The sequence below is a fragment of the Thermobacillus xylanilyticus genome (genome assembly GCF_907165215.1).
Classification (GTDB): Bacteria; Bacillota; Bacilli; order Paenibacillales; family Paenibacillaceae; genus Thermobacillus; species Thermobacillus xylanilyticus.
In genome coordinates this window covers 1-13840 of record NZ_CAJRAY010000072.1, presented here as the reverse complement: position 1 = coordinate 13840, position 13840 = coordinate 1, and the positions used below count along the sequence as shown (strand labels likewise).

13 protein-coding genes are annotated in these 13840 nt (G+C 58.7%); 5 read left to right on the top strand and 8 right to left on the bottom strand.

Annotation, left to right across the window (positions count from 1 at the left end; translation table 11 throughout):
• Positions 1 to 216: 216 nt before the first annotated feature.
• Both KJQ12_RS13625 and gyrA read right to left on the bottom strand, forming a co-directional pair.
• Positions 217 to 1260, bottom strand: coding sequence for an HD-GYP domain-containing protein (locus KJQ12_RS13625; protein ID WP_213485126.1), 1044 nt, complete (start codon positions 1258 to 1260; stop codon positions 217 to 219).
• A 52-nt stretch (positions 1261 to 1312) separates the two neighbouring features.
• Positions 1313 to 3793 carry a DNA gyrase subunit A gene (gene gyrA, locus KJQ12_RS13620; protein ID WP_213485124.1) on the bottom strand — a complete coding sequence of 827 codons (2481 nt, stop codon included), beginning with the start codon at positions 3791 to 3793 and terminating at the stop codon, positions 1313 to 1315.
• 437 nt (positions 3794 to 4230) lie between these two features.
• On the opposite strand from gyrA, the gene KJQ12_RS13615 reads away from it, so the two are divergent.
• On the top strand, positions 4231 to 5031 hold the full coding sequence (locus KJQ12_RS13615; RefSeq protein WP_213485120.1) for a YheC/YheD family protein: 801 nt from the start codon (positions 4231 to 4233) through the stop codon (positions 5029 to 5031).
• 18 nt (positions 5032 to 5049) lie between these two features.
• Here KJQ12_RS13615 and gyrB read toward each other — a convergent pair whose 3' ends face one another.
• The 6 genes from gyrB to dnaA all read right to left on the bottom strand — a co-directional run bounded on the left by gyrB (position 5050) and on the right by dnaA (position 11321).
• The gene (gene gyrB / locus KJQ12_RS13610; RefSeq protein WP_015256491.1) at positions 5050 to 6960 is read right to left on the bottom strand and encodes a DNA topoisomerase (ATP-hydrolyzing) subunit B; all 1911 of its coding nucleotides are present in this window, start codon (positions 6958 to 6960) and stop codon (positions 5050 to 5052) included.
• Positions 6961 to 7008: 48 nt separating this feature from the next.
• Positions 7009 to 7257 (bottom strand): extracellular matrix regulator RemB, encoded by a 249-nt coding sequence (remB, locus tag KJQ12_RS13605; protein ID WP_015256492.1) that lies wholly within the window; start codon positions 7255 to 7257, stop codon positions 7009 to 7011.
• A gap of 28 nt (positions 7258 to 7285) precedes the next feature.
• On the bottom strand, positions 7286 to 8395 hold the full coding sequence (gene recF, locus KJQ12_RS13600) for a DNA replication/repair protein RecF (protein ID WP_213485118.1): 1110 nt from the start codon (positions 8393 to 8395) through the stop codon (positions 7286 to 7288).
• A complete protein-coding gene (gene yaaA, locus KJQ12_RS13595) occupies positions 8392 to 8613 on the bottom strand; it encodes a S4 domain-containing protein YaaA (protein ID WP_015256494.1) in 222 nt (73 codons plus the stop codon). Before yaaA ends, recF begins: the two co-directional genes overlap by 4 nt.
• A 43-nt stretch (positions 8614 to 8656) precedes the next feature.
• Positions 8657 to 9799 (bottom strand): DNA polymerase III subunit beta, encoded by a 1143-nt coding sequence (dnaN, locus tag KJQ12_RS13590; RefSeq protein ID WP_213485117.1) that lies wholly within the window; start codon positions 9797 to 9799, stop codon positions 8657 to 8659.
• A 169-nt stretch (positions 9800 to 9968) separates the two neighbouring features.
• Positions 9969 to 11321, bottom strand: a complete 1353-nt coding sequence (dnaA, locus tag KJQ12_RS13585; RefSeq protein WP_015256496.1) for a chromosomal replication initiator protein DnaA — start codon at positions 11319 to 11321, stop codon at positions 9969 to 9971.
• Between the two features lie 801 nt (positions 11322 to 12122).
• Between dnaA and rpmH the strand changes: the two genes are divergently transcribed.
• The 4 genes from rpmH to KJQ12_RS13565 all read left to right on the top strand — a co-directional run.
• Complete coding sequence (gene rpmH / locus KJQ12_RS13580) at positions 12123 to 12257, top strand: 50S ribosomal protein L34 (RefSeq protein ID WP_015256497.1); 135 nt, start codon at positions 12123 to 12125, stop codon at positions 12255 to 12257.
• Positions 12258 to 12340: 83 nt separating this feature from the next.
• On the top strand, positions 12341 to 12763 hold the full coding sequence (rnpA, locus tag KJQ12_RS13575; protein WP_244860610.1) for a ribonuclease P protein component: 423 nt from the start codon (positions 12341 to 12343) through the stop codon (positions 12761 to 12763).
• A gap of 76 nt (positions 12764 to 12839) precedes the next feature.
• The gene (locus tag KJQ12_RS13570) at positions 12840 to 13616 is read left to right on the top strand and encodes a YidC/Oxa1 family membrane protein insertase (RefSeq protein WP_213485113.1); all 777 of its coding nucleotides are present in this window, start codon (positions 12840 to 12842) and stop codon (positions 13614 to 13616) included.
• Positions 13613 to 13840: Jag N-terminal domain-containing protein (locus KJQ12_RS13565; RefSeq protein WP_213485111.1), on the top strand; the 228-nt coding region annotated here is incomplete at its 3' end. The genes KJQ12_RS13570 and KJQ12_RS13565, both read left to right, overlap by 4 nt.

Below are 13840 nucleotides of genomic sequence, written 5' to 3'. Positions count from 1 at the left end.
GAACCATCTTCGTCGTCCGCCGTTTCAGCGGCGACTTTTATAATATATCACATCTGCCTGCCTCATTGCAAGTACCAATTTTCGACTTCCGTTTCGTCGTCCGTCGGCCATCGGCCTGCTTCATGAGGCACGAGTATCAATCTATCACATCCGCCCGTCCCCTTGCAAGAGGAAAAACAAGGCCGGGGTGTCAACAACCCCGGCTCGCGCATCCATTCAGCGAATAACGGATTTAATGTGGATGCTCCGTTCGGTAACGAGATTGATAATCTTCCCGCCCACGGACACAAGCGGCCGGGTCGGGTTGTTCCGGTCGGTGAAGACGATCTCGCCCAGCCGGTTGTCGCTGAGCCTGACAACCATCCCGTTGTGGAACGAAGTCAGTTTCTCGATGAGCGTCCACACATACACCGGATCGAGCTTGCCGAACGATTCGTTCTGAAGCTGCTCCAGCGCAAGATAGGGAGAGATCGGTCTGCTGTAGCTCCGCTCCAATGTAATGGAGTGGAAGACATCCGCCACGGCGACGAGACGGGCGTATGGATGAATCTTGTCGCCCTTGAGGCCGAGCGGATACCCGCTGCCGTCCATTTTCTCGTGATGCTGCAGCGCCGTCAGTTTCACGCCTTCATTAAGGGCGGCGACATTTTTGAGCAGATTGTAACCATGCTTCGTATGATTCTGCACTTCTTCCTTCTCGGCCGCCGTAAGCGCGGAAGGCTTGTACAGAATGGCCGGATCGATGCGCAGCATGCCGATATCGTGGAACAGGCCAGCAAGCGCCAGGGGCAGCCAGTCTTTCTTCGGGAAAGCGCACCATTGCGCCAGCAAATGCGATGTCAAAGCCGTCAGGACGCTTTTATGGTACAGGTAATCCTGTTTGTCGGCGATTCTCGGCATGAACGTCAGCGCATTGTACTCTCCGATATGGGCCAGCACATTTTCCAGTTGTTTGCGGATATCCATGATCGGCAGTCCGATGCCGCTCATATTGGATACGAAAATGCGCCGGACGAGGCTGATCAGCCGGTCGTATTCGGCATTGAACCGCGCAAGGACGGCTTCTTCCGTCGCCGCGACCTCTTCGGCGCCTTCGCGCGGCTCGATGTCGACCTGCTGGACGAGAAAAGCCTGCAAAATCTCGTATTCGCGCGATGTTACGACCCGGCCTTTACGGAACAGCGTGCCGCCAAGCGGCGTGATGACATCGGAGGCGAAACGATCCCCCAATTTCACTTGCGACAGCGGGACCGTAGGCATGTGCGTACCCCTCCCGTATCCGACCGAACCCGGTCAACCGACCGGTTGATCATTACGATTCTCCGATTTCGTCCGATTCGTCCGATCCGCGGTCGTCCTCATCCGATTCTTCCGTCCGGCTGACGCGGGTGACGGTCGCGACCGCATCGTCTTCCCGGATATTGATCAGCTTGACCCCTTGCGTGTTGCGTCCCATCGTGGAGATGCCGGCGATGCTCGTGCGGATCAGCGTGCCGGCGGACGTCATGATCATCAGATCCTCGTCGTCGGCCACCATCTTCAGGCTGACAACCGAGCCGTTCTTCTCCGTAATGTTCAGCGTCTTGATGCCTTTGCCGCCGCGGCTCTGGGTCCGGTATTCGCTGGCCGGGGTCCGCTTGCCGTATCCTTTCGCCGTGACGATGAGCACATCCTGCTCCGGATCGACAACATCCATGTCGATGACGGAATCGCCTTCCTCGAGCTGGATGCCCTTCACCCCGGTCGCCGAGCGGCCCATCGGCCGGACTTCCTGCTCGGGGAACCGGATCGACATGCCCTGGCTCGTCCCCATGATGATCTCGCGGCTGCCGTCGGTCAGCTTGACGCTGATCAGCTCGTCATCCTCCCGGAGATTGATGGCGATGAGCCCGACTTTGCGGATATTCGAATAGTCGTCAAGCGGCGTCTTCTTCACGATGCCTTGCTTCGTCGCGAAGAACAGGTACAGATCCGGATCGAACGATTCGATCGGAATGACCGCGTTGATCGTCTCGCCCGGCTCGATCTGGATGAGATTGATGATCGGCGTGCCTCTCGCCGTCCGGCCGAGCTCCGGAATCTCGTAGGCCTTGAGCCGGAACACCTTGCCCTTGTCCGTGAAGAACAGCAGATAATGGTGCGTATTGGAGACGTACAGATGCTCGACGAAGTCGTCTTCCTTCGTCTCCATGCCGATGACGCCCTTGCCGCCGCGCTTCTGGCTGCGGTAGGTCGACACCGGCAGACGCTTGATGTACCCGCTGTGCGTGATCGAGATGATGACATCCTCGCGCGGAATGAGATCCTCGTCCAGAATCTCGTTCTCGCTGGACGTAATCTCGGTGCGGCGCTCGTCGCCGTACTTCTGCTTGATCTCTTCCAGCTCGTCGGAAATGATCTGCAGCACGCGTCCCTCGTCGGCCAGTATCGCCTTGAACTCGGCGATCTGCTTCAACAGTTCGGCGTATTCCTCCTCAATCTTCTCGCGCTCCAGCCCGGTCAGCCGCTGCAGGCGCATGTCGAGGATGGCCTGGGCCTGATCATGGCTGAGCGAGAAGCGCGCGATCAGCCCGTCCCGCGCTTCCTCGGTCGTGCGCGAACCGCGGATCAGCGCGATGATCTCGTCGATGTGGTCGAGCGCAATCCTCAAGCCTTCGAGAATGTGGGCGCGCGCCTCGGCCTTCCGCAGATCATACTCGGTGCGGCGGCGAATAACCGTGATCTGATGCTGCAAATAATGATACAGCATGTCCTTCAGGTTGAGGATCTTCGGTTCGCCGTCCACCAACGCCAGCATGTTGATGCCGAAGTTCGTCTGCATCGGCGTATGCTTGTACAGATTGTTGAGCACGACGTTCGGGTTGACGTCGCGCCGAAGCTCGATGACGATGCGCATGCCGTTGCGGTCCGACTCGTCGCGCAGGTCGGTGATGCCGTCGATCCGCTTCTCGCGCACCAGCTCGGCGATCTTCTCGACGAGCCGCGCCTTGATGACCTGGTACGGCAGCTCGTGCACGATAATGCGCGGCTTGCCGCCCTGTTCTTCGATCTCCGCCCGGGCGCGCATCGTGATCGATCCGCGGCCGGTCATGTAAGCCTGGCGGATGCCTTCGCGGCCCATGACGATTGCAGCCGTCGGGAAGTCCGGACCCTTCACATGGTCCATCAGCTCAAGCGGCGTGATATCCGGATTCTGGATCATCGCCTGGATGCCGTTGATCACTTCCGTCAGGTTGTGCGGCGGAATGTTCGTCGCCATGCCGACGGCAATCCCGGACACGCCGTTTACGAGCAGGTTCGGGAACCTCGCCGGCAGCACGGCCGGTTCCTTCTCCTCGCCGTCGTAGTTCGGCACGAAATCGATCGTCTCTTTGTTGATGTCGCGCAGCATCTCCATCGCAATCTTCGAGAGCCGCGCTTCCGTATAGCGCATCGCCGCCGCCGAGTCTCCGTCGACCGATCCGAAGTTGCCGTGGCCGTCGACGAGCATGTAGCGGAGCGAGAAGTCCTGCGCCATCCGGACCATCGTTTCGTAGACGGCCGCATCCCCGTGCGGATGATATTTACCGATGACTTCGCCGACGATCCGCGCCGACTTCTTGTACGGCTTGTCCGGCGACATGCCGAGCTCGGACATCGCGTACAGAATCCGGCGGTGCACCGGCTTCAGTCCGTCGCGCACGTCGGGTAGGGCACGGCTGACGATAATGCTCATCGCATAGTCCAGGAATGAGTCGCGCATCTCCGTGCTGATATCGCGATCTCTGATCTGAGAACGGTTCTGTTCCGCCATGCTCTACCTCCCGATCTTCCGCGCGGCGTGCGGCTCCCTTCGGGAAGGCCGTCCATCAGGCCGCGTCGGTAACCCCTTCTCATGTAAATCTGTGCAAATCTTTCATATCCCCGAATGACAAACTCCGAAACAAAAGAAAAACGATAAATGCCTGTATTGCGGACAAATCACGCGAAATTTCCGCTGCTTCCGACAATCCTTCCAATCGGATGCTCTCCATGACTATTATATTACTTTCACCAAATCCGCACAATTAAACGTAATTCGGCCCTTCGAAGGCGGTACGAATGCGGAGGCGCAAGCGGGTTTCCGCGCATATGCTGGATTGGCGAAAGTCACCCGGTCGGCTTGCGCCTCTATTATACCACTCATCGCAAGGGTTGTCCGGAATTTCCAGCCCGCCGGCTTCCCGCGCGATTGAAAGGAGCCGACGCCCGTTGGCCATTAAGCGCGTGAGAAGCAAGCTTGCGAAAACCGAAGTGTTGATTCGGCACCCCGGACTGCGCGAACTGATTCCGGAGACGCGGAGACTCTCACAGCAATCGTTGTCCGACATGCTGCATCATTACGGCATGGTCTATGTCAAACCGGACAAGGGCACTTTCGGCAAAGGGGTTATCCGGGTCGAGCGGACGTCGACAGGTTATCTCGCGCGGGTCGATACCCGTTCCTATCGATTCGGCTCGATAGATTCGCTGTACGACGGGCTGCAGCGACTGAAGCGCAAAGGACTTTACGTGGTGCAGCGGGGTATCCGTCTGCTGAAGCACAAGGGGCGAAGATTCGACATTCGCGTCATGGTGCAGAGGTCTCCCCAGGGCGTGTGGGAGGCAACCGGCATCATCGGCCGGCTCTCGCATCCGAAGAAAATCGTGACAAACTACCACAGCGGCGGAACGCCGATGGCATTCTCCACCCTCATGAGCACCCACCTGGATGCCGGGCGGCGGAAAGCCTACGCGGAGCAGCTCCGCAAGCTTGGCGTCACGACGGCAAGACAATTGCAGCGGCGCTGGCCGGGGTTGAAAGAGATCGGCCTCGACATCGCCATCGACAACTCGCTGAAACCTTGGATCCTCGAAGTGAACACGGCGCCGGACCCCTTCATCTTCCGCAAGCTGAAGGACAAATCGGTATTCCGCAAAATTTACCGGTACGCGGCAGCCTACGGCAGGTTCAAGAAAAAGAGCAGAATCCGCAGCGGCATCCGCGCAAGACGCAGGAAAGCCGTCCGGTGAGACCGGACGGCTCCTCAATCAAATATCGAGATTCTTGACGAATTTCGCGTGGGCCTGGATGAATTCCCGCCGCGGCTCGACGTCGTCACCCATGAGCGTGTCGAAAATGGCGTCCGCCGCGATCGCATCCTGAATCGTCACCTGCAGCATCGTGCGGCTCTCGGGATCCATCGTCGTCTCCCAGAGCTGCTCGGCGTCCATCTCGCCGAGACCTTTGTACCGCTGGATGTTCACTTTCGCGCCTTCGCCGAATTCGGCCAGAATCTCATCGCGCTCCTTGTCGTTGAGCGCGTAGCGGACGACCTTGTTCCGCTCGATCTTGTAGAGCGGCGGCTGCGCGATGTAAACATACCCCGCTTCGATGATCTGGCGCATGTACCGGTAGAAGAACGTCAGCAGCAGCGTCCGGATGTGGGCGCCGTCGACGTCCGCGTCGGTCATGATGATGATTTTGTGATAGCGCGCCTTCGACAGGTCGAAGTCTTCGCCGATCCCCGTGCCGAGCGCCGTGATGATCGCCCGGATCTCGGAGTTGGCGAGAATCCGGTCCAGCCGCGCTTTCTCGACGTTCAGAATCTTGCCCCGAAGCGGCAGGATGGCCTGGAAGTGGCGGTCGCGCCCCTGCTTCGCCGATCCGCCCGCGGAATCGCCCTCGACGATGTACAGCTCGCTGATCGACGCGTCCCTGGACGAGCAGTCGGCCAGCTTGCCGGGCAGGGCGCTCACTTCGAGCGCGTTCTTGCGGCGGGTCAGCTCGCGCGCCTTGCGCGCCGCTTCCCGTGCCCGCGCGGCCTGCACGCCTTTCTCCACAATGCGGCGCGAGACGGACGGGTTCTCGTCCAGAAACTCCTGGAGCTTCTCGGCGAACATCGATTCGACGATGCTGCGCGCTTCGCTGTTGCCGAGTTTCGTCTTCGTCTGCCCTTCGAATTGCGGCTCCGGAATCTTGACGGAGATGATCGCCGTCAAGCCTTCCCGCACATCCTCGCCCGTCAGGTTCGAATCGCTGTCCTTCAGAAGACCGGCTCTGCGCGCGTAGTCGTTGATGATCCGCGTCAGCGCGCTCTTGAACCCGGATTCATGCGTGCCGCCTTCGTGCGTGTGGATGTTGTTCGCGAACGAGTAAATATTCTCGTTATAGCTGTCATTGTACTGCAGCGCGATCTCGACCTGGATGTTGTCCCGCATTCCTTCGATGTAAATCGGCTGCTCATGGAGCGGTTCGCGGTTGCGGTTCAAATACTGGACGAATTCGATGATGCCGCCGTCGTATTTGTAAGTGTCCGACGCGCCGGTCCGCTCGTCGCGCAGCACGATCTTGATGCCCTTGTTCAGGAACGCCAGCTCGCGGATGCGCGTCTGCAGCGTATCGTATTCGAACTCCGTCGTCTCGGTGAAAATTTCCGGGTCGGGCTTGAACGTAATGATCGTGCCCGTCTCGTCCGTGTCGCCGACGATGCGCACGTCGTACAGCGGCACGCCGCGCTTGTACTCCTGACGGTGAATGTGTCCGTCCCGCTTGACCTCGACGCACAAATGTTCGGACAGCGCGTTCACGACGGAGACGCCGACGCCATGCAGGCCGCCGGATACTTTGTAGCCTTCGCCGCCGAATTTGCCGCCCGCGTGCAGCACCGTGAGCACCACTTCGAGCGTCGGCCGCTTCATCTTCGGATGCTCGCCGACCGGGATGCCGCGGCCGTTGTCGATGACGGTCACGCTGCCGTCCTGCCGGATCACCACTTCGATGTAATCGCAGAACCCGGCGAGCGCTTCGTCGATGCTGTTGTCGACGATTTCCCAAACGAGATGGTGAAGCCCCCTCGAACTGGTGGAACCGATGTACATGCCCGGCCGCTTGCGGACGGCTTCGAGCCCTTCCAGCACCTGTATCTGACTTTCATCGTAACCATGCCGGCTGTCGGTCATGCCTTGTTCACTGCTCCTCTCGACTGCTGCTTCCATATCTGCGGAGGGTTACACGTCCGGCAGCTGATGTGTCCGTTTCTTCAGCGTGGAGGAAGAAATCGGGGAATAATACACTTTCTGGGTGGTAATCACGATCGATTTCGGCTCTTCTTCGCCGATCACTTCCACGTTCTTTCGCTTCGACGCGCAGGCGGTGAACTGCCGGGATATCCGCGAAGACTGTTCAATCGAAACGTCGAAAATCGCCACAAGCTCGCTGGCCCGGACGATCCGTTCTCCGCCCAGATGGACATACATCGGTATTCGTGCTCCTTCCGCATCGGCTTTACGCTTTCTCCGCTCGGCCGTCCTTCACGTGGTAGAGACAGGCGTCACGCAGTTTCTCCATATCGACGCTGTCGAGACTGGTCGTCGTAATGAACGTCTGCACCTTGCGCTGGAACGTGTCGATCAGCATCGTCTGCCGGCTTCGGTCAAGCTCCGACAACACGTCGTCCAGCAGCAGCACCGGATATTCACCGGTTTCCTCGCGGATCAGCTCGATCTCGGCCAGCTTGAGCGACAGCGCCGTCGTCCGCTGCTGGCCCTGGGATCCGTAAGCCTGCGCCTCCATGCCGTTGATACGCAGCAGCAGATCGTCCCGGTGCGGTCCGATCAGCGTCATGCCGCGGCGCAGCTCCTGTTCTCGCATCTGTGATAACTTTACCATAAAACGATCGATTAAAACAGCTTCATCTTCCGGGCCCTCCATCTCGAGCGAAGGCCGGTACTCCACCTGAAGCGCTTCTCCGCCGCCGGTGATGCCGGCATGGATCGAGGTCGCCCATTGCTGCAGTTTTACGATAAAGTTTTGCCTTTTCTTCATCAATTTAACACCCCAGGAAGCAAGTTGCTCATCCCAGATGTCGAGCAGCTCATGCTTGCTTCCGGGCGCGGCCGTCTTCAGATAGCGGTTGCGCTGCATCAGCACTTTGCCGTACTGCTGCATGGCGTGCAGATAGCCGGGCTGGATCTGGCCGATCTCCATGTCGAGGAACCGCCGGCGGACGCCCGGGGCGCCCTTGACGATCTCGAGATCTTCGGGCGCGAACATGACGACATTCAGGGTGCCGACGAATTCGCTCAGGCGCCGCTGTTCCAGACCGTTCACCTTCGCGCGCTTGCCCTGATCGGTGAACATGATTTCGAGGCTGACGCCTCCGTAGCGCCGCTCCGCTTCGCCCGCCGCGCGCGCCGAGTCGTGATTCCACCCGATCAGTTCCTTGTCCTTCGCCGTCCGGTGCGACCGGGCAAGCGCCAGCACGAAAATCGCTTCGAGCAGGTTGGTCTTGCCCTGTGCGTTCGGCCCGATGAAGACGTTGACCATATGATCCGTCTCCAGCCGGAGCGATTCGTAGTTGCGGTAGTGCTGCAGTTCGATCGATTTCAGTTTCACGTCTTCACGACCTCGACCGTGAACGCGCCGAAACCGGGCACCTCGACCCGGTCCCCGGCATAAAGCTTCCGTCCGCGGCGATTCTCCGGCTCGCCGTTGACGAGCACCGGAGCTTCGGCGAGCAGCGCCTTCGCCTGGCCGCCGGTATCGATGCAGCCGGCCAGCTTCAGAAATTGGCTGAGCGCAATCGGTTCGGTCTTGATCGCGATCGGTTTCATGCGGACGTTCCTTTCTGCTGTTGATAAAACGCGCCAGCCTGGATCAGCCGGTCGTGCGGTACGGCAGAATGATGTGCAGCTGGCGGTCTCCGTCGGTCGGACGGATCACGATCGGGCTCATCGACCCGTTGAACCCGATGAAAATCTTGTCGCTGTCGATGACGCGCAGCGCATCAAGCATATATTTCGAGTTGAACGCGATGCGCAGTTCGTCGCCTTCAAGCCGCACCGCGCGCATCTGTTCGGTGACGCGTCCGAGCTCCGTCGAGCTGGACGAAATCTCGATGTCGCCACTTCCCAATGTCACAATGCGCACGATGTTCGTCTTCTCTTCGCGCGACATGAGGTAGGCGCGGTCGATCGCTTCCGTCAACTGCCGCGTGTCGATCTCCATCTCCGTCTTGAATTCCTGCGGAATGATCCGCGACGTGTCCGGATAGACGCCGTCGAGCACGCGGGAGAAGAACAGCACCCGTCCGATCCGGAACAGCACCTGGTTGTCGGCCGCGGCGATCTCGACGGGCTCCTCCGAATCGGGAATGATGCGGGACAACTCGTTCAGCGTCCGGGCCGAAATGACGATGCCCGCGAACTTGTCGCTTTCCGGCGCGCCCAAGTCGGCGGAACAGGTGGACAGACGGTGCCGGTCCGTCGCCGTGAATTTCAGCTCGCCGCCCTGCAGCTGCCACTGGATGCCGGTCAGAATCGGTGTCTGTTCATTCGTCGACGCGGCGAAAATGGTCTGGCGGATCATGTTCTTGAGCAGTTCTCCCGGAATGTGGATGACCTGCTGCCGCCCGATGTCGGGAAGCACCGGGAATTCTTCGGCGTCCAGACCGATCATCTGGATGTCCGTCGCGCCGGAGCGGATCGTCACCTGGAATCCGCCCTGCTGTTCGAATTCGATGTCGTCTTCCGGCAGCTTCTTGACAATCTCCGCCATGAATCTGGCGGGAAGCACGATGCTTCCCGGACGTTCGACGCGGACGACGGGGGTGCCGTCGATTTCCGCGGGAACAAAGGTTTGAATCGAGATTTCGGTATCGCTGGAAGTCAGCGTGAGTCCCTGGTGGTCGGCGTCAAACTTGATACCGGAGAGAATCGGGATGGCCGGCCGCGAAGAGACGGCTTTCGCGGCTTGTTGGACGGCTTCGTTCAGTTCGTTCTTGCGGATGGTCAGTTTCATGCGTTCCTCCCGTCGGCGCTCTTCGTCTTTTTTCGCTCTATTGATGAATATCATAACATTTTTAGTCGTAATCGTAGTAGTGCCGCTGAATATGTGGATAAGCGCGGAAACTTCGACAAAAGAAGCCTATCCACATGTGAATATCGTGTGCATAGGCCTAACGGGTTGTTCATGGTTGTCCGCTGCGGATCCGTTCGGTCAAAGTCCGGATGATCTGCTGCAGCTCGCGGTCCGTTTCAAGCTGCTTCGATATTTTGTCGTGGGCGTGGATGACGGTCGTATGGTCGCGGCCGCCGAACGCGTCGCCGATCTTCGGCAGCGAATGGTCAGTCAGCTCGCGCGCGAGATACATGGCGACCTGGCGCGGGAACGCAACTGCCTTCGTCCGCTTGCGCGCCTTGAACTCTTCCAGGCGAAGGCCGAAATATTCGCCGACCTTGGCCTGAATGTCCTGGATCGTAATCATCTTCGGGCGGCTCGTGGAAATGATATCCTTGAGCGCTTCCGCCGCCAGATGGGACGTGATGTCCTGATTGATGAGCGATGAATAGGCTACGACACGGATGAGTGCGCCTTCCAGTTCCCGGATGTTCGTATCGATCATGTTCGCGATGTACACCATCGCTTCGTTCGGAATGTCGAGATTCTCGGCTTTCGCCTTCTTGCGCAGAATGGCGATCCGGGTTTCGAGATCCGGGGGCTGGATGTCGGTGATGAGTCCCCATTCGAACCGCGAGCGAAGCCGCTCTTCCAGCGTCGGAATCTCCTTCGGCGGCCGGTCGCTCGAGATGACGATCTGTTTCCGTTCCTCGTGCAGCGCGTTGAAGGTGTGGAAAAATTCCTCCTGCGTCTGCTCCTTGCCCGCGAGAAACTGGATGTCGTCAATCAGCAGCACGTCGATGTTGCGATATTTCATGCGGAAGCTTTCGCCGCGGTTGTCGCGGATGGCGTTGATGAACTCGTTCGTGAATTTCTCGGACGAGATGTACAGCACCCGCATGTCCGGATTGTGTTCCAATATGTAATGGCCGATCGCATGCATCAGGTGGGTCTTGCCGAGACCGACGCCGCCGTAGAGAAACAGCGGATTGTACGCTTTGGCCGGCGCTTCCGCCACCGCGAGCGAGGCGGCATGGGCGAACCGGTTGTTGGCGCCGATGACGAACGTTTCAAATGTATACTTCGGGTTGAGCATATGGCCGGCAGGCTCTTCCTGCACGACGGGGGGCCGGCGGACTGCCGGAGGTTCGGCCTGGGGTTCGGGCGTCTTCGGTTCTTCGAGCGCGAATTTGACGTCGACCGGATAGCCGAGGCAGTCTTCAAGCGCTTCCCGGATATACCGCGTGTAACGGCTTTCGAGCCATTCCACCGCGAAAGCCTGCGGCGTGGTGATCAGAACGAGCCGTTCCGAGAGAAATTTCGCATTTGTGTCCTTGAACCATGTATCGAAACTCGGTTTGCTCACCCGGGTCTGAATGATGGATAACGCTTGCTGCCATATTTCACGGGCTTGGCTGTCCAATGACTGTCACTCCTTACCGACTGATCGTCCGCCCCTTCATCTAGCCTCCGTCGTCATCGCACCATTCTCAACATTCCCAGAAAAAGCACAAAAAGGAACAAGCCTCTCCTTCGGCTTGCGTCGTAGGCTCGCAAAGGACAGTTGATGCGCCGAAGCCGGCCGGCACCGCCGCTGTTCGGCTGGAACGATGCGATGTGTCGAAACAAGCAAAAACGGCTGATGCCGTCCCTCCCGGACGGCGCACCCGTTTTGCGGGGAAAGATAAGCCGATGATAAGCTTGAAACTTATAAACTCTTATCTTCTGAAGAAAATGAGAGGCGAATCATCCACAATACGAACGTAATCCCGCTGTGAATTATCCATAGGGAGGTGAATTGCTCACAGACTTATCCACAATCTGTTGATAATTTAGAGGGATTTTGCCAGATGTCCACAGCTGGAAGCATATTTATCATAGCAGACCGGGCCCCTGATTTCAACGTTTGCGCCGAAACTATCCACAATCCCCGGAATTGTGCATAACATTTATGAACAATGCTCGAAATTGTTGAGAAGTTGTCGACAACCTGTGCCGTTTCGACGGCGTTCGCCGAAAATTATCAACAACCCCCATGTGAGGACAGCGTTTGGCATGGAGAAGGGGGAAACGTTCCGGATATCCTTGAACTTGACTTTGGCGGATGGGTGTGGTTTAATTGTAAAGGCATTTTTCCGGACGGATCGGGGCCGATCTGTCGGCTTGGAAATGTATATTCAACAGATTGTCATGATAGAATTCGGAGCGGGAGGTGTCAGGCAGGATGAAACCGACGTTCAAACCGAATGTGAGCAAGCGGAAGAAAGTGCACGGCTTCCGGAAGCGGATGAGCACGAAGAACGGCCGCAAGGTGCTGGCGGCTCGCCGCAAGAAGGGCAGAAAAGTGCTGAGCGCTTGATCTTACGGGACCACGGAGCGTGGTCTTTTTTTATTCGCTCCCTCCGGCAGCCTGTCTTCCGGATGGAAGGTTCGGTGATGGTGATGCAGAGAAAGCTCCGCCTGCGCAGCCGCAGCGACTTCAGCCGCATCTACAAGGCGGGACGTTCGTTCGCGAACAGCCAGTTTGTCGTCTATTGGATGAAGCGGCCGGAGACCGAGCGGTTCCGCGCGGGCGTGTCGGTGAGCCGGAAGCTCGGCGGCGCGGTCGTCCGCAACCGGATGCGCCGGGTGGTCAAGGAATTGATTCGCCTGAACGCGGACAAGATTGCGGAGCGGACCGATTTTATCGTGATCGTCAGGCGGCCGGCGCTCGGGATGAAGACGAAGGATCTGGAGCGGAGCCTGCTGCACGCGCTGCGCAAGGCCGGCCTGCTGGCCGGGTTCCAGGCCGGCGGACCGGACAAGCGGCGGAACGGAGGGACGACCGTCGGCAGGCCGCGTCCGCAAGGCCGTCCGCATGTTTAGGTGAGTTTCCTTCAGACCATAAATTATGATATAGTTTAAGGGGAATGTTTGTCTCTTCAGAGAGGAGTTTTGACTGTTGTCTCGATCACGCAAATGGCTGATCCTGCCCGCCGTCTCGGCGATCCTGCTGCTTGCGGGATGCGCGCCGGTTGATCATACGACCAGCACGGAAGATCTGCTCGAGGGCAACTTCTGGGAGCGGAACGTCGTTTATTGGTTCGCGGTCATGCTGGACACGTTCGCCGACTGGTTCCAGGGCAACTACGTTTTGTCCGTTCTCATTCTGACGATCATCGTCCGGACGCTGATCCTGCCGCTTACGCTGAAGCAGTACCGCAGCTCGAAAGCGATGCAGGCGCTGCAGCCGGAGCTGATGAAGATCCGGGAGAAGTACAAGAACGACCCGCAGAAAGTTAATGAAGAAACGATGAAGCTGTTCATGCAGCATCAGGTCAATCCGATGGCGGGTTGTCTGCCGCTTCTGATTCAGATGCCGATCTTCATCGCGCTGTACAACGCGATCTACTGGAACCCGGATATCCGCGAGTATTCGTTCCTCGGCATCCAGCTTGGATTGCCGCCGCAGCAGCAGGGCGTCATCGCCTGGGCGCTGCCGGTGATCGCCGCGATCACGACGTTTGTCCAATCGAAGATGATGCCGCAGCAACCGAATGGCCCGATGCAGGCGATCCTGATGATCTTCCCGGTCATGATTTTCGTCATGGCGCTGTCGTTCCCGGCGGCTCTGCCGCTCTACTGGATCTTCAGCAATCTCTACACGATTGTCCAAAACTATTTCCTGTACGTGCGCTCATCCGACAAGGGCAAACCGAAGGAGGCCCCTGCGAAATGAAGAAAGTCACGGCATCCGGAAAGACGATCGAAGCTGCGGTGAACAGCGGGCTTGAACAACTGGGGACGACAATTGACCGCGTGAAGGTGAACGTGCTCGAACAGCCTTCGCGCGGCCTGTTCGGACTGTTCGGTGCAAGACCCGCCAAGGTGGAGCTGACGCTCATCGAGGAGCCGGCCGCGGCGGTACCCGCCCCGGCCGCGGCCGAGCCGCAGGCGGCGGAG